Genomic DNA, 21,231 nt, shown 5'->3' on the forward strand with positions numbered 1-21,231 from the left:
AGACGGATGTTTATTTTAAAACGGCAGGATGTTGAAATATCTACTATGAAACATCCAACCCGAGATCAACAAATTCCCATTCTAAACTATCAAGATCAGATTTACCGTCTGATCAGTGTTTTTGCGGCTAATCAAAAAGATGAGGCCAAAACTTTTTGGCAGGATTTGACTGATAATCAAGGTAAATTTTGTATTTTACTGGAAGAGCCGGAAAGGTATAGTATTTGGGGACGAATCCGCAAAGAAGATATTGGGAATGATGGCATTGCCGATAAAAAGGGTATTCCTTTTACGAAAGCTTGTATTTTACTATTACAAACTGTTTATTTTGAGGTTGAGGATCTCTTAGGTGCTAGACAGGCCAAACTATTTGAACAGGATATAGGAAAGGTTTTTCAACAATGGCATTTTCCTGAAGGGGAAACGCCTAAAGATGTTCAAAAGTTGTTAATGGATGATCCTCTTAATTCTAATAAAATTCCGGCTTGGGAAGAACATCATTTAATTACTTTATTACAGGAACTTTACCGCATTGGGAAAAGCTATTTTGGTAATGAAAATTTTGCTGAGGGTGTTAGTGAAATTTTACAGGATTTACCGGAGGCTGATCAAACTTATTTTAAACAATGGTTACAACAATCTCCTTTAGGAAAAATGTGGCGTTGGAATTAAATATTTTTGTGATTTGTCATTGATTTTGATCGATCACAAATAACGAATAATAAATAACGAATAATAAATAACGAATAACAAATGTTAAAATTAAAATTATTTAATCATTATTTAAAGTTAATATTAATGATATTTTTGGGGTTATTTCTTTATGCTTGTCAGCATAATCAACCCATTGAAACTGCGTTAAGTCCTGCTCAAATTAATGTGGAAATTCCTTCTAATATTCCCCAATATCCTCAGGCTAAATTGATTAAATTATCAATGGGTCATTATGGGAAATTCATTAAAATTGTCTGGGAAATTAATCAAGATCAAGAAATAGTCAAAAGGGATTATCAGAATCAATTAAAACAAGAAAAATGGCAGATTCTTACCCCTTTTAATAGTGGCAAGGCTGATGTTAATAGAAATCTTTTAATCGCTCAAAAAGATAATGTTGAAATTAAAGTATTAATTAATAGTAATAATCCTCCTCAATTAGTTTTAGAATATAGAAGTCAGGGAATTAATTTAGCTCAAAATAATTCAATTATTTCTGAAAATTCTCCCGAACCAAAGCCGTCTGTTAGGGTTACTCCAACCCCTAATGTTACTGAGCCAATAACCCCTAATCCCACGATTACACCCACTCATAATAATTCTAATCAGGCTCAAATTTTTGAGGATTTAAAAGATCTTCCGGCTAATTTTCAAGAATATATTAACGACTTTAATCAATTAGGAATTTTGACAGAAAATGAGATTAAAGATCGTAAATTTAACCCTAATGAGCCGATCAAAAAACGTGATTTTGTCAGATGGTTAGTGGAAACTAATAATAAAATTTATGGTGATGATCCCAGTAAACAAATTAGATTAAATAATCAATCTACCGAAGTGGCTTTTCGGGATATTTTACCCAGTGATCCTGATTTTAAATATATTCAAGCTTTAGCAGAAACAGGGATTATTTTTTCCCCTTTAACTGACAAAAATCAACCTGATTTATTTAATCCTGATCAGCCTTTAACAAGGGAAGAATTAATCTTATGGAAAGTGCCTTTTGATCAACGTCAAGCCCTACCAAAAGCTGATTTAAAAATGATTGAAACGAGTTGGGGTTTTCAAGATAGTAATAAAATTAATCCCCAAATTTTTAATACTTTATATGCTGATTTTCAAAATCAAAAACATTCTAATCTTAAAAGAATTTTGAGTTTTACTCAACTTTTTCAACCTCAAAAACCCGTAACCCGTGCCGAGGCAGTAGCTTGTTTATGGTATTTTGGTAATGAAAATCAAGGTCTTTCTCTTAAGGATTTTCTAACAAGAAATCCTTAAGAAAATAGACCTTAATTTTATTTATTCTTATTTATTTATTCTTAGGTAAATTTTTCGCCTGTTCTAAAGCAATCTGTTTCATTGCTTCAAAAGAATTACGATTAGATGTACCCTCGATCGCCTTAACAGCTAGATCTTGAACCTGTTTTAAAGCAGAATCTAATTGAGTCGTTAAACTATGAATACGGTCATTATTATTATTAATTGTTTGCTCCAAAGATTGAATGCGCAATTCATAATTTTTCTTCTCACCTTCAATTTCTTTTTCCCTTAAATCAGCCCTTACTTTTGCCTGATAACTACCAATATTTTTACCCTCTTTTTGACCACGTTCAATATTTTCTTTTAACTCTTTTTCAAAACCTTCAACTTTTACCTTAACCTCATAATATTCGCCCTCTAATTTAGCAAGATTTTCTTCCCTTTCTTCCCATTGTTTTTCTTGTTTTTCTCTAATTTCATCTAATTCTTGAAACAATTGTTTCTTCTGTTGTTGATATTTTTCCTTCTCCAAATTTCTCGCTAATTCAAAATTATAATTATATTCTTCCTCATCCCTTTGTTGAAGTTTCAAATAATTTTCATTCCGTTCTTTTAATTCCCTCAAATAAATTTCCTGTTCCTTTTGCCATTGTTTTTCTAAATCTTGAATTTGTTGTTCTAAAGTTTCCCTTTTTTCCTCCAATTCCTCACTAAAAGTCTTAGAATTTTCTTGATAAGATTGAATTAAATTATCTAAAGTATCTTCTTCAATTTCTGCCAATTCATGTAAAGTAATTAACTGTTCCTTTACCTCAGCCAAAGACTTTTGTAAATCCTGTAATTTAGTCGCTTCAGTAATTAATTGTTCCGATAAATTACCAACCGCACTACCAAAATTAACCTGTAAATTTTCAAGATTTTTAATCGTTTGTTCCATATTTAACTGTAAATTATTCATAGCAAAAGTTTGAGATGATTTAGTAGATTCAGATTTAATAACAGCAGGTTGAGGCGATACGGATACAGGAGCAGAAGTCACCACAGAAGCCGAAGCTTCAACCTTACTTTTACTTAACTTTTTAACCTCATTTTCTAAAGTTAACTTTTCTTGTTTTAATTCTTCCAAAGCCTCTAAAATATCAGCTTTTGTACTTTTAGAATTAATATTTTTAGCCATATTTAAACTCCTAAAAATTAATAATTTAACAACTAATAAATTAACAAATAACCAATAACAAATTAATTATTATTAGGATTTTCAAACGCTTTAGTCGCCAAAGTTCGAGCCTGATTAGCCGCCTCTTGTAACTGAGCAGTTAAACCCTCAATTTGTTCAATTTGTTTAGCAATTATAGCATTTAAAGCTTCCAATTTTAACTCATAACCCTGTTGAGTAGATTGCCATTCTTTTTCAATTAAATCCATTTTAACTTTAGCTTCTTTTTCCGCTTCCTTAATCGCCTCACCTTTCGCTTTTGTATATTCCTGTTTCAAAGTTTCCTCAAAAGTTTCCACTTTTTTCTTATTTTCTGAAAACTCTTTTTGATGATCAGCCAAAAACTTTTCTCTCGTTTTCCAATCTTTTTCCCTATCCTGATTTTCTTCTGTTAATTCCCTTTCTTGTAAGCGCTTAGTTTCTTCATATTCATCAGTTTCAATCTTACAATCACGCTCTAATTGATATTTATAATCATCCTCTTGTTTAGCCCTTTGTTTAGCAATTAACTCAGCCGTTTCTTTAACTTTAGCTTCAAAATCTTGCTCCTCTTTTTGCCATTGTTTTTTACTAAGAGTAATCTGTTTTTCTAAAGCTTCTTGTTCTTGATTAGTTTTCTGTTCTAAAAGACGGATTTTTTCCTGATATTCTTGACGCAAAATATATAAAGCATCCGCAACTAAACGAATCTTTTGTAACTGTTCTAAATTAGAACTTTCAACCGTAATTGCCTTTTTTAACCTCTCCAATTTATGGGATTCAGATAATAATTTCTCCTCCAAAGATTGAATAATATTCCCAAAATCTAACTGCAAAGAAGCCATCCCATTAACAATATTATCAACCGTATAAGTGGAAGCAACTTTTAATAATTCTTGATTCTTCTCCTTTTCAGCCTGTTCCTCCTTCGTTTCAACTTTAATTTCAGCCTTTTGATATTGAGTTAAAAGCCGTTGAAAAGAAGCCATAATTTCTTCTTTTGTTTCTTTTTGTAAATCCGTAGCCATAACAATTTCTCCTTTTAATTAAAATTAAATCAAACAAAAAATTGACCAATTTTCAGCGATCACTAATTACCATTGACTAAATGATCAACTTTTCTGTTATACTACCTTATAGTTGATTTTTTCGTCAAGAGTTTTATTGATTTTTTATTCAAATTAGAGGAGCAGAAAATAATGATCAATCAAAAAACCAATCAGACAGCCAGTTTTGGCACATTGATCCGCCAAGCCAGAAAAGCAAAAGGCCTATCCCAAACCCAACTAGCAAGTCTTTTAAAAGTAGATTTTACTTACCTCTCAAAACTCGAAAATGATCGGGCTAAATACGCTCCGAAAGAAGAAGTGATCAGGGAATTAGCCCTTCATTTAGAGTTAAATCAAGAGGAATTAATTTATTTATCAGGGCGCATTCCCCAACAAGAGGAGGACGTTCTCAAACAAAATTATAAAGCCATGCCTAGCCTTTTTCGGCGAATGAGAGAAAATCCCGAATGGGCGACAAAAGTTTTACAAGAAGTCATGGAGGTGGAAACTTAAATGAATATTTTTAAACCTTTGCGATATATTTCCCCTTTAGAAATAGAGGGAAAAGCCCTAACTATTTTAAAACAAATGGAAAATAACCCTCATTATTACCCAACTTTTCCCCTAGATGCCTCCCGTGTCGCTGAATTTCTTGATTTAGATGTAGTTTGGGATCAAATTCCCTCAGATCATCAAGGAATAATTGCCGCCCGAATTTTGCCATTAGAAAAATTAATTGAAATTAATGAAGATATACCTCACTTAAAACAAGGGTTAGGGGAATCAACAATTGCCCATGAAATAGGCCATTGGGTCTTACATATTGATCAAGAACAAGTAGAGCGTACCCTCAGAATCCTCAATAAAGGGATAAATTTACAAATTCCGCCCCTTTTATGTCGCAGTGAAGATCAACTTGAGGGAATTGAATGGCAGGCGCAATATTTTGCCAGTTGTCTTTTAATGCCCCAATTTATTTTAATTGAATCTGTTAAAAATTACGATTTAACTCAGTGGAAAAACTTATATAAAATAGCGGAAAAATTTGGTGTAACAATTTCTAATTTAACCCATAGACTTAAAAATTTAGGCTGGATTAATATTAATCAAAAAACTCGTCAAATTAGTTACGGAAAATCAATTCCTAGCTGTATTTGTAGCACTGAGCGAGTTAAATTTTAAACAATTTAAAGTCAATAAATTGTTTTTTAATACTCAATTTATGACGGCTATAGTATTAAATTTTATGGACTCACCCCTAAAGGGGGCTAGGGCATTTTAGACATTGAAAAAACCTAATTTAGACTTATTTATTAATAATAGTTCTCATCCCACTTTTATTATTAGTATCACCTAAATATCTAGGAATAATATGTATATTAGTATGCTTCATTTTTTGACCTCCAGCTTGATTGATATTTATTCCCACATTAAAACCGTCCGGTTTAAATTCTTTAGTTAGAATTTCCTGTACTTTATTCACCATTAACCAACAAGCAGATTGTTCTGAAAATGGTAATTCAAAATAGTTACTAATGTGATGTTTAGGAATAACTAAAGCATGACCTTTATTAATAGGATAACCGTCAAAAATTGCATAACAATTAGTAGATTCTGTGATTAATTTTAAATTTTTACTAGGGTTACAAAATAAACAGCGATGATTAACATTTCTTTGCCAATTATAATGGGTATATTCATAAATTTCACAGGATTCATCCAAGTAAATAGACTTAAAAGGCAATTTTACTAAACATTGATAAGTCGGTTTTTTATGAATATAATGTTCTCTAAAACCCTCTTTTTTTAAATCTCTCCTTACTGCAAAATAGGCTTTACCCCCTAAGTTTAATAAATAAGAAACATTCATTAAAACTTCCATTTGTTCTTGAGAAAATAATACATTTAACACATAAAAACAAAGAATTGTATCAAATTTTTGTTGGGGAAAATTAGGATAATAAAAAGGATCATAACCTTTAATTTTATATCCTTTTTGACGCAAGAATTTAACATCAGTGCCTAGGCCACAACCAAAATCTAAAATATGGCCTTTTAAATAATTTTTCTGCAATAAAAATTGAGCAGGAAATGATAAAAATTCACGCTCGATCGCCGTTAAATGACTATATTGATTTTGTTGTTTCATCAAACAATTGATCCTAAATTATTCATTTATGCTAAATTAACACAAAAGTCGGAAATTGCGAATAAGTTAGTTCGGTTATAAAGATTTAACTTATGATCTTGATTAAGATAGGATTAAAATAAGAATTTTTCTGACTTATGACTTGTGCAAAAAGTCTATTGGTGATCCTTTTCCTTTATTTTTAATAACTTTTAATTAAGATGAAACAAAATTTATTACTGCAAAATCTTGGCCATTTATTTCATTATTCTCAAAACCTTGGTTTTTCCTCTTATTGTCCTCCTGATGAAACCAAGGCGATCACCAATGGCAATATTAAAGCAATGGGAGAATGGTTTGCAGGAATTTCAGCCTTAGAACAACTTTTATTAAAAATAACAAATCTTAATCCTTCTATTTTTCAAGGTTTAATTTTATCTAGTCCTGCTCCTATCCTCAGTAATGAAATCTTAATTAATCAGATTAAAACAGGTATTTTTACTCCTGAAGCTTGTCAATATTTCCCTTCATTTCCCTTTCAATTACCTGCTTCCCTTCATTGTGAGGCTAATTCCCCTTTCCCCCAAATTACCCAATTACCTTTATTCCCTACGGATCCCCTTGCTCAAGAACAATTCAGCTTAATTTTTACCCCCTATTTTGGCTTATTAATGGTATTAGGAGTTAATGAGCAGGATCAGCCTCAGTTTTATTTTTCCTTCGATCCTGAATTATTAAGTAAAGCATGGGAAATTTTACGATCGCGCTTAGTTTTTACCCGCCATCCCCAATTAAGCCAATTAGAGGAAGGAATCAGCCAATTAATGCCCCCCATTCCTGATTATCGCATTGTAACAGAATTTACTCGTTATTTACTCCAATTTTTACCCCATTCTGAGCCTTTAGCAGAGAAAACTATTATCGAGTCACAAACAGATACAATTTTGAAAAAAAATGAGGTTTTATCTACCTCAGAAACGTCACAAAAACCCGAACAACACTCAGATTTAGAATTATTACAAGCCTTAACCCATGAAATTCGCACACCTTTAACTACTATTCGCACCTTAACCAAATTATTATTAAAAAGAAAAGATTTAAACGAAAAAGTATTAAAACATTTAGAAGTAATTGATCAAGAATGTAGCGAACAAATTAACAGAATGGAACTGATTTTTAAGGCCGCTGAATTTAAAAGTAAACCCTCAACAAATCAAAAAGTTAGTTTAACACCAATTTCTTTAGAACAGGTTTTTCAACAAAGTATTCCCCGTTGGAAAAAACAAGCACAAAGAAGGAATGTTTTATTAGATGTAATCTTACCAAAACATTTACCAACAATTGTTAGTGATCCGGCAATGTTAGATCAAATTTTAACAGGTTTAATGGAAAAATTTACCCGTAGCGCACCCATTGGGGGACATATTAAAGTACAAATTTCTACCGCCGGAAATCAACTAAAATTACAAATGTTATCCCAATCTATCTATGAAAATAATCCTTTAAAATCTTTAGGAAATCTTTTAATGTTTCAACCTGAAACTGGAAGTTTAACTTTAAATATTGATGTCACAAAAAATTTATTTCAAGCCTTAGGGGGTAAATTAATTGTACGTCAAAAACCCGATTTTGGAGAAATTTTTACTATCTTTTTGCCCTTAATGAATATTAATTCTAAATAATTTAATTTGGTCATTTTTTCCTAATTTAGCAGGGTGTTTTCACCGTCAGGATCAAAATTGTAAGCCCTCACCCCCTACCCAAAAAGATGATCAAGTTAAACAAAACCCCAAAAAACCCTTACAGAAGGTGGTTTTAAGGGATAATTTGAGAATTGATCCCTCAACAAAATATTAAGTATTGCAACAAACTTGTGAAAAATTACTCAAAATTTGCTAAAAATTCCTTAACAATAACAATAAATCTTTATTTAAAAATTAAGGAGTAAAATTTTGACTTACACTGCTTTACTAGCCGCCGTTTCTAGCGTTCCCGCCACTTTAGAATGGAGTCCTAAAGTTGCTTTTGTGATGATCATTTGTAATATTGTTGCGATCGCCATTGGTAAATCTTCCATTCAAAAACCAAGCGAAGGCCCTGCAATGCCTTCTCCCGCTATGTTTGGAGGTTTCGGCCTTCCTGCTGTCTTAGGCACTACTTGTTTTGGTCATATCCTTGGTGTAGGTGTGATTTTAGGCCTTGCTAGTATGGGCGCATTATAAAACCCTGTGGAGACGCACTATCATGCGTCTCCACAAAACATTTTAATATTTATGATTAATATTTATTATTTAATTAACGATTCATGATCTAAAATAACTCGATTGCGCCCTTGGGCTTTCGCTCGATATAAAGCCTGATCAGCACGTTTTAAAACATCTTCAATTTTTAGATCACCCTCTTGATAAATAGTAATGCCAATACTAACAGTAACTTTAACAATTATATCATTAAGATTAAGGGCAATTTGTTCAATTTTGTTTCTAATTCTTTCCGCTACAAACTTGGCTTGTTGGTGACAAGTTTGGGGTAATAAAATTGCAAATTCTTCCCCACCTAAACGCCCAAAAATATCAACTTTTCTTAAGCAATTATTTGTAGTTTTGGCCATTTTCTTTAATACTTGATCACCGATAGCATGGCCATAGGTATCATTAATTATTTTAAAATAATCAAGGTCTAACATTAATAAAGAAAATTGTTGACCATAACGCTGAGTTCTTTGTAATTCCTTATTAGCTAAATTAAGAAAATAACGGCGATTAGGAATTTCCGTTAAAAAGTCAATTGTAGCAAGTTTTTCTAATTTTTGAGTTAATTTTTGTTGTTCTTCTAAAGCTTTTTTCAATTGATCCCTTGTTAATTTTAAATCTAAATGAGTGCGTACACGCGCGAACAATTCAGGGAAATAAAAAGGTTTTGTAATATAATCAGCCGCCCCCGCATCAAAAGCAGAAATTAAGTTATTATTATCATGACTAGCCGTTAAAAAAATAATCGGTATTTCCTTAAATTTTGCATTCTTTTTTAAAGTTTTACATACATCAATCCCGCTAATTTTTGGCATAAATAAATCCATTAAAATTAAATCAGGTATTTCTTTTTCAATTAAAGTTAAAGCTTCCTTTCCACTAGAAGCACATAAAACTTTATACTGTTCAATTTGCAGTAATTCTTCTAAACAATAAAGATTTTCTTGTATGTCATCAACTACTAAAATAACAGGTTTTTGTTTTAACGATAATCTCATTATACTTTAAATATCATCTTAGAAAAATAACTTTTTACTTAATATTTTCATTTTAATATAAAAATTAAAATTTTTCAGGTTCTTTATGTTTATTTATTATAGTCTAAATCAAAATCATTTAAGCAAAAATAACAGTTGACAGTTGACAATAATCTTTACTGTCAACTGATCAAAAGTTTATTCATTAAGTAAATTCCATTGGGAAAAAGTTGCGGCCTGACCACAATATTGATTATTTTGATCTGTTAAATTCCAAAGAATAACATCATTAATTTTATATCTTTTTCCTGTTTTTGAAATACGAATCCCTTGATAATTAGTAATAAATCCTTGAGAATTAGCCTGATCTAATAAAGTTTGACGTTCTTCTCTTAATACTTTTTCGGCGGAAAGTCGGGAGGGCATTTTAATTAATTCATCCCAATTTCTTTCCCATAATTCTAATGCAATTTGATTGCCATAATTATAAATAGGATCTGACTGTGTTCCATGAGATAAAACAACAAAGGGCGCAAAAAATAAAGTTTTGGCCTGTTCCTCTTGGGAAAGAGTTGGCTCTATTAAATTTTGACCTAATAATTGTTGATAACTATTGAGTAAAATTTGTGTCCAATTAATAATTTCTGGCTGTTGCCAAATTTCGATCTTATTCATTTTACTTTTACTTAAGTTTATGTTAGAATTTAAAAAAATAACTTAACAATAAATCAAAAAATTAGTTAATCAATTAATAATTAAAATTATGAAAATTCTGATTATTGGTTGCGGTTATGTAGGCAAAGCAATCGCTGAAAAATGGACAAAAGATGGACATTTTGTCACCGCCACAACCACAACTCACCCTAGAATAGCAGAAATAGAAAAAATTGCCAATAGAGCAGTTATTTTTAATACAAATAACCTAGAAGAATTTAAAAATATTATTCAAGATCAAGAAGTGATTTTATTAATGGTTAGTCCAAGGGGTGGTCGAAGTCTTGAAAATTATCAACAAACCTATTTACACACGGCTAAAAATTTAAAAGAAATTATTAAATTTACCCCCTCTGTTAAACAGATTATTTATACCAGTAGTTTTAGTATAATTGGCGATCATGGTGGTGTTTGGGTTGATGAAAATGTAGAAATTAAACCCAATAATGATCGAAATAAAATCTTAGCAGAAACCGAAGAAATATTATTAACTTTAAATGGACAATTTAACTTTAATCATCAGTTAAAAGTTTGTATTTTAAGATTAGCAGGAATTTATGGAAACAATCGAGAATTATTAAAAATATTTCGTAGTTGGGAAGGTACAACTAGAGAAACGGATGGAGAAGAATATAGTAATTGGATCCACCTTGATGATATAGTTAATACTTTAGAATTAATCAGATTAAAACAATTACAAGGAATTTACCATTTAGCCAATAATATTCCCTTAAAAAAACGAATTTTATTAGATCAATTTTGTCAAAAACATGGCCTAAATAAAATTAATTGGTCTTCCCCTTCTCAAGTTCCCTATCCCCATAATGTAAGGCTATCAAATCAAAAAATTAAAGCCGAAGGTTTAACTTTAAAATATCCTGAAACTATGGTTTAATTTTAGTCTTTTTTAACAGAAAAAAAATTATTTTTTTTAATCAAATCTTACCAGATTTTTGCTATTTAGAGGTGAACGGCCGTTCACCTCTACCGAAATTTATGCCCTAACTCCCTTTTCTGTTAAAATATGTAAAAAACTCTTTACATCTAGGAAATTTTAAAGTAATGAAAATTGCAATTGTCGGGGCAGGTTTAGCGGGAATGGCCACAGCGATCGATCTGGTAGATGCCGGCCATGAAGTAGAAATTTTTGAATCTCGCCCCTTTGTAGGCGGAAAAGTCAGCAGTTGGGTAGATGATGAGGGCAACCACATTGAGATGGGGCTTCATGTCTTTTTCGGCTGTTATTATAACCTTTTTGAGTTAATGAGGAAAGTAGGAGCAATTGATAATCTCCGTTTAAAAGAGCATACTCACATTTTTATTAATGAAGGGGCTAGGGTGGGAGAGCTTGATTTTCGCTTTATTACAGGCGCTCCTTTTAACGGTTTAAAAGCATTTTTTACCACTTCTCAACTTTCCGTTGTAGATAAAATCGCTAATTCCCTCGCATTAGGAACAAGTCCAATTGTGAGGGGATTAGTGGATTTTGAAGGAGCAATGCGAAATATTAGAGAATTAGACTCAATTAGTTTTGCCGACTGGTTTCGCTCTCATGGTGGCAATGATGGCAGTTTAAAAAAAATGTGGGATCCCATCGCCTACGCTTTAGGATTTATTAATACTGAGAATATTTCCGCCCGTTGTATGTTAACAATTTTTCAATTTTTTGCGGCCAAAACTGAAGCATCAGTGTTAAGAATGTTAGAAGGTTCGCCTCATGAATATTTACATAAACCTATTATTAAATACCTAGAAGATCGAGGTACAAAAATTCATACTCGCCGCCGTGTTAAAGAAATTTTATTTGATGAAAATAAGGTAACAGGTTTATTAATTCCCAATGGAGAAAACGAGGAAATAATAACAGCAGATGCTTATGTTTGTGCCTGTGATATTCCGGGGATCCAACGCCTAATCCCTGACCAGTGGCGCAAATGGAAGGAATTTGATAATATTTTTAAATTAGATGCTGTTCCAGTGGCCACTGTACAATTAAGATTTAATGGATGGGTTACAGAATTACATGATAGTCATAAAAGAAATCAATTAGAACAAGCAGAAGGAATTGATAATTTATTATATACTCCTGATGCAGATTTTTCTTGTTTTTCCGATTTAGCTTTATCTAGCCCGGCCGATTATTATAAAGAAGGCCAAGGCTCATTATTACAATTAGTTTTAACCCCCGGAGATCCATTTATTAAAGAGAAAAATGAAACGATCGCTTATCATGTTTTAGATCAAGTTCATAAACTTTTCCCATCATCAAAAGAATTAAAAATGACATGGTATAGTGTGGTAAAATTAGCCCAATCTTTATACAGAGAAGCCCCCGGAATGGACGTTTATCGCCCTAATCAAAAAACCCCTATTACTAACTTTTTCCTAGCCGGAAGTTACACCCAACAAGACTATATTGATAGTATGGAAGGTGCAACTATTTCAGGCAAAAAAGCGGCTCAAGCTATTCTTAATTAATAGATTTTATTAATTATAAAAAAACCACCCTCGAACACAAAAAGTTTTTAAAGTGGGCATAAAAGATAATTCTTAGTTCAATTGATCGAATGATCGCTGTTAACTTTCAAATCAATTTTAAAGAGTGTAAATTATTAAAAGTTAACCCACATTCTATGGTTTAACAATTGACAATTTTCCAATGTCAAATCAATTTTATGCCAAATAAAAATCCCTCGATCAATTGAACTAATTTTTGTTAAAAATGATCTATTTTTTAATATTTTTTAATTTATTAATAGTAAAAATAAGCTAAAAAATTGATCACAAAATTTAATTTTAAAAACCCTCCGCCAAAAAGAAAATGTATAATCATACTAATAATGTTATGATCACTAAAAATCACTAATTAATTACAAACTAATTTAAAGATTAAAATTATGCCACGCACTCAGAAAAACGATAATTTTATAGATAAATCTTTTACCGTTATGGCAGACTTAATTCTTAAGATGCTACCAACTAATCAGAAATCAAAAGAAGCTTTTGCCTATTATCGAGACGGAATGTCAGCCCAAGGAGAAGGCGAATATGCCGAAGCCATGGAAAACTATGAAGAAGCATTAAAACTAGAAGAAGATCCCTCGGATAAATCCTATATTTTATATAACATGGGTTTAATTAATGCCTCTAATGGCGATTTAGAAAAAGCCTTAGAATTATATCATCAAGCGATCGAGCTTAACCCCCAAATGCCCCAAGCCTTGAATAATATCGCCGTTATTTACCATTATCAAGGGGAAAAAGCCAAAGAAAAAGGCCAAGAAGAAGAATCAGAAGCCCTTTTCGATCGAGCCGCCGAATATTGGAAACAAGCCATCAGAATTGCTCCCAATAATTACATTGAAGCTCAGAATTGGCTCAAAATTACGGGAAGATCCGAAATGGATGTCTTTTTCTAAACAAAAAACTAATCCCCACTACACCAGAGCGGAGAGTGGGGACTTGTTTTGTCATTGTTCGTAAAATAAAAATCCAAAACTTGAAATCGTAAAATTAAAAATTGATTTACCTCAAACGAGTTCTTAAAGAAGGACGAGAAGGCAAAGGTCTACGGGTACGGTGTCTTCTTCTGCCCCTTTTAAAACTATCATCTTCTCTAGCCAAATAAGAATGATGCTCAATCTCATCATCCCCACCATAGACTTCTAAATAAAGAGTCTGACCAGCTATTTTAGCCGCCGTAGAAAGCACAGAACGGATTGCTTGAATATTTCTGCCACCTCTGCCAAAAACTCGTCCCTTATCCGAAGACTCAAAAGCGGCTCTGATCCAAACTCTTTGGTTATTATTTAACTGTTCACAGTCTAAACTGAGAGACTCAGGGAACTCTAAAAAAGGTTTCAAGAGAAAATCCGCCAATCCGAGATAATCAGGCTTGGCTTTATATTGATAACTTGACAAAGAGTTGATTCTAGGCATTTACTTGTTCAAAGACTTTAGCTTTTTCTAAAATACTACGCACTGTATCAGTGGGTTGAGCGCCTTCTTTGAGACGTTTAACCAATCCGGGAACATTTAATCTAGTTTCATCAGTTCTAGGATTATAGAAACCGAGTTCTTCTAGGGGACGACCATCACGTCTGGCTGAACTGTTAATGGCTACAATTCTGTAGCTTACTTCTCTTTTTTTACCGAACCGTTTTAATCTTAGTTTGACCATATTATCTTAAAAAATACTCCTTTTTGTCATTATAAAGTTTAGCATAAAGCCGTCTTAAAAAGACGCAGTTTTTGACCCTATTTTGTAATCTTTAGAGTCAAATTTCCTTTATAACATATTTTGGGATCATTTATTATTTATTTATTATTAATTACTGGTAACTGGTGAGTGGCCACTACTTCCCACTGTTTAAATCACGTTGCCATCGCGCCCATAGGCTTGCCAAGCTAAATCAACTAAGCCGTTAATGATTGCCACCGCCACCACCGAACTACCTTTGTGACCATTAATACAAATATTCGGAATTAAAGAATCTTTTAAACGGGCTTTGGCCACATCCGCCCCCACAAATCCGGCCGGAGTTCCCACCACCAAAGCCGGCCTGACCTCTTGAGCTTCAATTAATTCTGCCAAAGCGGTTAAAGCCGTTTGGGATTGTCCAATCACAAAAATGGCTTCTGGATAGCGTTTCGCTAAAGTTTGTAAACCCCAAGCCGTCTGGGTTTTTTCCTTTTGAGGGCGAGTGATGGTTTCCATGCCACAATAAACGGGATTTGCAAAAGTCCCTTGAATTTGAGGAACAATGCCAACTTGTACCATCGGCACATCCACCACGATGGTTGTCCTCGAAGCTAAAGCCGCCGCCCCCGCTTGAAGAGATCGCTCCGAAAAAGCGATTAAAGATTTATATTCAAAATCAGCCGTATCATAAATTACTCGACGTACAATCTCATACTCGGCCGCAGAAAAAGTATGAGAGCCGATTTCTTGATCAATGATTGCAAGGCTTTGAGCGTCTGTAAAATGCCATTCCATGCTAGTTAACCTTTAATTTCACACCCCTTTGTATTCAAATTTAGTATAACCTTGATCGGTTACTTTTATCTTTAAAATTTACAAAAGATTTGATTATTTTTCTTCTTGATTGATCAAAAAGAGGGAAGTAGTGACCAGTGATCAATGACAAAAACATTAATTTGTCCATCGGGCGCGGTAGCCCCTTGCATCAATATGACAAAGATTAGGATAATTACGATAACGCCCTAAGCCCCCCGGAAACCAAGGATCTAAAGCCCAATATAATTGATTTCCTGAAAGATTCTCACAAACAAAATCAATGGCATCGCCGATTAAATGACGACTATTTTTTGCCCCTCCCACTGCTCGATTAATCTGGGCTGGCCGATACCAACTGGTGATAATTAAAGGTTTTTGAATGCGATCCCTTACTTTTTGTGCCAAGGTAGCAATATTGATCATGGCATCAACTGTACTTTGATTAGGTGGCATTCTTGTTCCCCCTTTGGTGGCTTCTGCCCATGTAAAACTACCATTGGGAATAATAGAAGCTGATAATTGAAGATTATAGGGAGTCCATTTGTCTGGACGGGGTAAAATGATTAGGGGTAGGGGTTTAATTTCATCGGCGAGGGGATCATTGTCAATTTGTTTGAGATCTTGAGTTAAAGATTCTAAAGTTTCTTTGTAGGTTTTAAATTTACGCCATAATTGCACTATGCGAATTAAGGCTTGTCTTTGTCGTGGTGTTTCTTGGTAAGCCCCAGGTATTCGTTTGATAAAATTAATTAATTCTTGATCTATTTGTAAAGCGACTTTTTTCAAGGTTTCTGGGTTTTTTTCCAGATTAATTAAATTAAGATTTAATCCTAAACTATTTAAAACCGCACTACGGGAGTCTAGTTTGCGCCATAACGCAATCCCTTCTACTAGGGCATTTCTTTGGCTTCCCAGACCGTCATAATATTTGGGTATCCTTTGCACAAAAGCGATTAAAGCCGGATCTAAAAATGATAAGTCTTCTTGGGCAGAGGAGTTGAGTTTTAAGGATGCGATCGCTTCTTCTTGGGTGGCTAGTCTGCGCCAAAGTTGAGTTAAGCGGATTAAAGCCTGTCTTTGATGGGGATAACTCCCATAAAAAGTATTAATTCTTTGCACAAAATCTTTTAAATTTTGTTCTAATTCTTGGGGGGTTAAGGGTTGATTAGGATTGTTACTTTCTGATTGAAAAGATTGAATTACACTGTCATGATCTTTTAATTTACGCCAAATTCTGACTAATTCTAATAAAGCCTCTGTTTGATGATTTAAACCTAGATAATAAGAAGGTATTTTGTTTGCTAAATTTAATAAAGCTGTATCTAACTCAGTAAAATTTGTTACTTCTGAAGTGTCTTGATAATCATTTTCTAAATCAGTTAAGTAAGCTTTTAATAATAACTTACGATCGCAAGATTTAAGCCAAGCTACCCCTTGATCTTGTAAATTGGGGGTATAACCATCAGCAATTACGGCGATCAAGCGATCGGTATAACGCCCCCGTTCTAAATCCCACAGATCATCAGCTTTCCAGCCCTGATTAATTAATTGTTCGATGATCAAATTAATCGTATTAGCCCCAGATCGCACCTGTTCAGCAAAAGTATTTAATTGATCAATCGTCACTTGATGAATAGGAAAAAGACCTAAACCCCTTTCCCCATCAGATAAAGAGGGACTTTGATGCACAAAATAAAGAGCAGTTAAAATAGGCTTATGAATGCCCAGACGTTCTGCTTCTAATAAATAATATTCATTTCGTTGATCAGGTGTTAATAAGCTCATGGCTGTTATTTAATAATTGATAATTAACAATTACATCTCCCGTCAAAGGCAGGGCGTTTTCAACGTCAAATTTTAAAATCATCATAACCTTTTTGTGATCAATTTTTCAGTTTGTTTTGATAATCAACCAATTAATTTGATTCTTAAAACATTGATCTGATTGTAAATTCGGAGCTTTGGCTTACAATGACACCCTTGTATCGTTTCGTAACAAATCTAATTGAAAGTTACATTTTGAAATTGAATTAAAGCTTGTTTTAATAATTCTAAATTAACGGGTTTTGGAATATAATCATTCATGCCAACTTCTAAATATTTTTCTCGATCGCCCGTCATCGCATTGGCAGTCATAGCGATAATATAGATATTTTTCTTTAAATTTTGGCGGATTCGTTTAGTTGCTTCAATTCCATCCATTTCTGGCATTTGAACATCCATAAAAATTAAATCATAATCTTGACGTTGTAAAGCTTCAATTACTTCTAAACCATTAGCAACTACATCTGCATTATATCCTAACTTACTGAAACTAAGTAAAGCTACTTTTTGATTAACCACATTATCTTCTGCTAATAAAATTTTCAAAGGATATATTTGTGGTGAATTATTAATATAAATTTCTGGTATTTGGGGAAATTTTGGTATTTCTTGAGTGATAGAAGTAATTATTGTAAAATAAAAGGTAGAACCTAATCCTTCTTCACTGGTAAACCACATTGAACCCCCCATCATTTCAGTTAAACGCTTACTAATAGCTAATCCTAAACCCGTACCTCCATAATTACGGGTAGTGGAAGCATCTACCTGAGAAAATTGAAAAAATAAAAGATTTTGGCGATTATGAGGAATACCAATCCCCGTATCTTTTACCGCAAATTTAATTTGATATTCTTCTTCTAAATTATTTGATTTTTGGCTTGAAGTTTCCCATTCAAAGTCTGATATTTTTTCGCTAGATACTAACAGTTTAACTTCTCCTTGATGGGTAAATTTAATAGCATTGCCAACTAAATTCATTAAAATTTGTCTAATGCGAGTAACATCACCCCTAATATATTGGGGAACATTTGATTCAATTTGCTCAGAAATTTTTAAATTTTTGGCCTGTGCTTGAAATTGAAATAAATCTAACACAATACTGACAGATTCATACAAATCAAAATATTGTTGTTCTAATTCTAATTTACCTGATTCAATTTTAGAAAAGTCTAAAATATCATTAATAATTGTTAATAAATTATCTCCACTATTACGAATTATTTTAACATATTCTTGTTGTTTTTCCGTTAATTCTGTATGTTGTAAAAGACTAGCCATTCCTAAAACTCCATTCATGGGAGTGCGAATTTCATGACTCATAACTGCTAAAAATTCACTTTTAGCTTTATTGGCTAATTCTGCTTCTTCTCTGGCTTGTTGGAGGGCATCATTTTTTAAAGTTAATTCGTTTAAATTCTTTTTTTCTTGTTTTAAAAGATGGGCTTGGGCTATGGCTATTCCTAACTGTCCGGCTAAAGCTTCTAATAATTCTATTTCATCTTTTGTCCAATTATGAAAATACTCACAATGATGTAAACTAATCAGGCCATTAATTTGTTTTTGATAAAAAGTTCCCATCGCTAAACAAGATTTGACATGATGTTTTTCTAAAAAACAATCATTTTGATTAATTAAATAATCAGTATATATGTTATTAATAGAAATTGCTTTTTCTACTTTAATTAAAGTCTCAAGAAAACAATAATTTTTTGATAATAATTCTATCCCCAATACAGAATCATAATTTCCCTTAAAATATTCGGAAACACAGATAATTTTTAAATTATCATTTTCTTTTGCTTGATTTTCACAAATAAACATTAAACATTGATTAACTTTAAAAGCTTTTCCAATTTCATTGGCGGCGGTTTGAAAAATTTGTTCAGGTTCTAAACTTTGGCGGATCTGATCAGTAATTTTTCTAAAAAGTATAATTTTATTAAGTTGTTTGTGCAATAAATCTTCTGTTTCTTTACGAGCGGTAATATCAATAAAAGTAACGATCACTTGTTTTAATTTTTGTTCTTGATCAAATTCGGGAAAAGCATTACATAATACCCAAACTTGAGAATGATCAATTGGGCGATTAATACCAACAGTTAAATTTTCTAAAGGTTGTTGAGTTTTGATTACTTGATTAACGGGAAATTCATCAATTGACATGATTTTTCCAGTTTCATAAAAGAAGTGCCATGAGGGATCAATCGCTTTTTTTCCAAACATTTGATCCATCGTTAAGCCTAATAATTGACAAGCGGTATTATTGCATAATTTAATACTTGTATCTACATGATGAACTACTACTGCGGCGTGTAAATTATCTATTAAAGAGCGATATTGAAGTTCACTTTTAATTAATGCTTCTTCTGCTTTTTTTCGATAATCTGATTCAATTGTTAATGAAATAATATCGGCAATTGATCGGGCAAAACTTTGTTCTTCTAATGTTAGATTAGTTAATTTTTCCCGAAAATCTAAAGATAAAAGTCCAATGATTTTACCTAAATATCTTAAGGGAATTTGTAAGATTGTTTTAATTTGAAAAGGGGTTAAATATTCTGCTTTAATTTCTTTAATGCGCTCATCTTTTTCTATATCAAAAACATAAAGAAAAGAATCATTTTGCAAATGTTGATAATAGTTAGGATATTGACTTAAATTAATTTTTTGTCCAAGGGAATGCCGTTGATTTTTTAAATCAAAAATGTTATGACAAAACCAATTTAAACTATTATGATCCGATAGCCAAATACTGGCTCGATCGCAATTTAAAATAGTAGCTACAACTTCAGTTAATTTTTGAAAACTTAATAATAATTCACCTTTAAGTAATAATTCATCAGTGGCTAATTCTGCTAAAATTTGATTATGTTGACTGAGGAGAAAAGCTTTTTTTTCTAAATCTTGTTCAATGATATTTTTCCCTTTAATTTCTTGTTTTAATAATTCGCCTTTTTCCTGTAATTGTAGTAAAAAATTAACTAATAAAGCTAATAGGAAAGCAAAAATAATTCCCATCCCTAAAACTAATTTAGGTAAAGGAGTTTTAGTTTGATTAATCATAATTTGATTGGGAATTATAACTAATTTCCATCTTAATCCTTTATAATCAAAATTAGTTGTTTTTTTCCAACGTAAAAAAGAGGAGATAGTCGGACTATTTTGATAAATTAATTGGGAATTTTGATCATAAATTAACAAAGAATAATGTTCAAGATTATATTCAGATAAAATATTGTCTAAAAATGTTTCTAATTTAATCACACCTAAAATAATTCCTTGGCTTTTATTTGCAGTAATAATAGGGCAATAAATTAAAAAACCTTTGCCACCTTGACGCAATTTAATAATTGGAGTTAGATAAGTTGAGCGTAAGCTGTTCAGCATTTAAACCACTTTAACAGAATTACCTTTGTGTTTTAACTTACGATGCCATTGAATAATTAGTTCCCCTTCATTCAGGAGTTTATGTAATAATAATTCTAAATCTTCAATTGATCTAAAAAGACGATTAGCTACATATTCTTTTGCACTATGCCATACTAATTCTATTAAGTTATAATCAGGGCTATATGTCGGCAAAAATTCTAATCTTAAATTTGGCATTTCTGCTTCTATTTTCTGATTTATTTCTTCATTTTTATGAAAACTAGCATTATCCAATATAATCACTATTTTTGCACCTTTTTCAGCAAAATCTTTCGCCTCATTTCCTTGTGCTACCCACTCATCAATTAACTCTTGATAAAATTCTTTCATTACTTCATAAAAATTTTGTTTATCTCCTTTTTCTATAAATTCTACCCATCTTTTTTTATCTGAATATCTGATCGCCCCCATGACATTTATTCTTCCTTTTCTTCTATCCCCTCTTACTTTTTTTCTCTTTCCTTTTTTACACCAATTTTTTCTTCTTATTACTCTCAAACTGAATCCACTTTCATCCCAAAACCATACCTGTAGCCTTTCTGGATTTTTTATTGTTATTTTTAAATATTCTTTTAATTCCTTTTTAAACACTTTTCTTTTCTTCTCATCCCACTTAAGCTGTTCGTCTTTTAAATAGGGTATAATAAAAGCAAAAAGAAAAGGAGTGAA

At 32.1% G+C, this 21,231-nt stretch carries 19 protein-coding genes and 1 pseudogene; 9 read left to right on the forward strand and 11 right to left on the reverse strand.

Annotated elements, in window-relative coordinates:
- The first annotated feature begins 45 nt into the window (after positions 1–45).
- Complete coding sequence (locus Anndu_RS01055) at positions 46–672, forward strand: Npun_F0813 family protein (protein ID WP_464102589.1); 627 nt, start codon at positions 46–48, stop codon at positions 670–672.
- Between the two features lie 135 nt (positions 673–807).
- Positions 808–1,995: an S-layer homology domain-containing protein gene (locus tag Anndu_RS01060; RefSeq protein WP_464102590.1), complete on the forward strand. Its 1,188-nt coding sequence runs from the start codon at positions 808–810 to the stop codon at positions 1,993–1,995.
- 31 nt (positions 1,996–2,026) lie between these two features.
- Here Anndu_RS01060 and Anndu_RS01065 read toward each other — a convergent pair whose 3' ends face one another.
- Both Anndu_RS01065 and Anndu_RS01070 read right to left on the reverse strand, forming a co-directional pair.
- Complete coding sequence (locus tag Anndu_RS01065) at positions 2,027–3,154, reverse strand: hypothetical protein (RefSeq protein ID WP_464102591.1); 1,128 nt, start codon at positions 3,152–3,154, stop codon at positions 2,027–2,029.
- Between the two features lie 62 nt (positions 3,155–3,216).
- Positions 3,217–4,200: a hypothetical protein gene (locus tag Anndu_RS01070; protein ID WP_464102592.1), complete on the reverse strand. Its 984-nt coding sequence runs from the start codon at positions 4,198–4,200 to the stop codon at positions 3,217–3,219.
- 171 nt (positions 4,201–4,371) lie between these two features.
- On the opposite strand from Anndu_RS01070, the gene Anndu_RS01075 reads away from it, so the two are divergent.
- Together Anndu_RS01075 and Anndu_RS01080 are read left to right on the forward strand one after the other, a co-directional pair.
- On the forward strand, positions 4,372–4,734 hold the full coding sequence (locus tag Anndu_RS01075; protein ID WP_464102593.1) for a helix-turn-helix domain-containing protein: 363 nt from the start codon (positions 4,372–4,374) through the stop codon (positions 4,732–4,734).
- Positions 4,735–5,403 carry an ImmA/IrrE family metallo-endopeptidase gene (locus tag Anndu_RS01080; protein WP_464102594.1) on the forward strand — a complete coding sequence of 223 codons (669 nt, stop codon included), beginning with the start codon at positions 4,735–4,737 and terminating at the stop codon, positions 5,401–5,403. It begins immediately after the preceding gene.
- 124 nt (positions 5,404–5,527) lie between these two features.
- Here the strand turns inward: Anndu_RS01080 and Anndu_RS01085 are convergent, their stop codons facing one another.
- On the reverse strand, positions 5,528–6,370 hold the full coding sequence (locus Anndu_RS01085) for an HIT family protein (RefSeq protein ID WP_464102595.1): 843 nt from the start codon (positions 6,368–6,370) through the stop codon (positions 5,528–5,530).
- A 200-nt stretch (positions 6,371–6,570) separates the two neighbouring features.
- Between Anndu_RS01085 and Anndu_RS01090 the strand changes: the two genes are divergently transcribed.
- Both Anndu_RS01090 and psaK read left to right on the forward strand, forming a co-directional pair.
- Positions 6,571–8,031, forward strand: a complete 1,461-nt coding sequence (locus Anndu_RS01090) for a sensor histidine kinase (protein WP_464102596.1) — start codon at positions 6,571–6,573, stop codon at positions 8,029–8,031.
- Between the two features lie 270 nt (positions 8,032–8,301).
- On the forward strand, positions 8,302–8,571 hold the full coding sequence (gene psaK, locus Anndu_RS01095) for a photosystem I reaction center subunit PsaK (RefSeq protein ID WP_464102597.1): 270 nt from the start codon (positions 8,302–8,304) through the stop codon (positions 8,569–8,571).
- 65 nt (positions 8,572–8,636) lie between these two features.
- Here the strand turns inward: psaK and Anndu_RS01100 are convergent, their stop codons facing one another.
- Positions 8,637–9,599 carry a GGDEF domain-containing response regulator gene (locus tag Anndu_RS01100; RefSeq protein ID WP_464102598.1) on the reverse strand — a complete coding sequence of 321 codons (963 nt, stop codon included), beginning with the start codon at positions 9,597–9,599 and terminating at the stop codon, positions 8,637–8,639.
- Positions 9,600–9,776: 177 nt separating this feature from the next.
- Complete coding sequence (locus tag Anndu_RS01105) at positions 9,777–10,253, reverse strand: MEKHLA domain-containing protein (RefSeq protein ID WP_464102599.1); 477 nt, start codon at positions 10,251–10,253, stop codon at positions 9,777–9,779.
- Between the two features lie 88 nt (positions 10,254–10,341).
- Between Anndu_RS01105 and Anndu_RS01110 the strand changes: the two genes are divergently transcribed.
- The 3 genes from Anndu_RS01110 (at position 10,342) to Anndu_RS01120 (ending at position 13,711) form a co-directional block, all read left to right on the forward strand.
- Positions 10,342–11,187 carry an NAD-dependent epimerase/dehydratase family protein gene (locus Anndu_RS01110; RefSeq protein WP_464102600.1) on the forward strand — a complete coding sequence of 282 codons (846 nt, stop codon included), beginning with the start codon at positions 10,342–10,344 and terminating at the stop codon, positions 11,185–11,187.
- A gap of 167 nt (positions 11,188–11,354) precedes the next feature.
- A complete protein-coding gene (gene zds, locus Anndu_RS01115) occupies positions 11,355–12,770 on the forward strand; it encodes a 9,9'-di-cis-zeta-carotene desaturase (protein WP_464102601.1) in 1,416 nt (471 codons plus the stop codon).
- Positions 12,771–13,189: 419 nt separating this feature from the next.
- Positions 13,190–13,711 carry a photosystem I assembly protein Ycf3 gene (locus Anndu_RS01120; protein ID WP_464102602.1) on the forward strand — a complete coding sequence of 174 codons (522 nt, stop codon included), beginning with the start codon at positions 13,190–13,192 and terminating at the stop codon, positions 13,709–13,711.
- A gap of 106 nt (positions 13,712–13,817) precedes the next feature.
- On the opposite strand, the gene Anndu_RS01125 is transcribed toward Anndu_RS01120, so the two are convergent.
- The 6 genes and pseudogenes from Anndu_RS01125 to Anndu_RS01150 all read right to left on the reverse strand — a co-directional run.
- Entirely contained in the window at positions 13,818–14,231 is a 414-nt protein-coding gene (locus Anndu_RS01125) for a KH domain-containing protein (protein ID WP_464102603.1), read from the reverse strand.
- A complete protein-coding gene (rpsP, locus tag Anndu_RS01130) occupies positions 14,224–14,472 on the reverse strand; it encodes a 30S ribosomal protein S16 (protein ID WP_464102604.1) in 249 nt (82 codons plus the stop codon). The genes Anndu_RS01125 and rpsP overlap by 8 nt, the downstream gene beginning before the upstream one ends.
- 189 nt (positions 14,473–14,661) lie before the next feature.
- Positions 14,662–15,288, reverse strand: a complete 627-nt coding sequence (locus Anndu_RS01135; RefSeq protein ID WP_464102605.1) for a precorrin-8X methylmutase — start codon at positions 15,286–15,288, stop codon at positions 14,662–14,664.
- Positions 15,289–15,444: 156 nt separating this feature from the next.
- Positions 15,445–17,094, reverse strand: coding sequence for a D-Ala-D-Ala carboxypeptidase family metallohydrolase (locus Anndu_RS01140; protein ID WP_464102606.1), 1,650 nt, complete (start codon positions 17,092–17,094; stop codon positions 15,445–15,447).
- Positions 17,095–17,310: 216 nt separating this feature from the next.
- Complete coding sequence (locus Anndu_RS01145) at positions 17,311–20,520, reverse strand: GAF domain-containing protein (RefSeq protein ID WP_464102607.1); 3,210 nt, start codon at positions 20,518–20,520, stop codon at positions 17,311–17,313.
- Positions 20,521–21,177, reverse strand: a pseudogene (locus Anndu_RS01150) (IS630 family transposase); the annotation flags it as partial. It lies immediately after the preceding gene.
- Positions 21,178–21,231 lie beyond the last annotated feature (54 nt).

This window comes from Annamia dubia NIES-4383 (assembly GCF_055394725.1).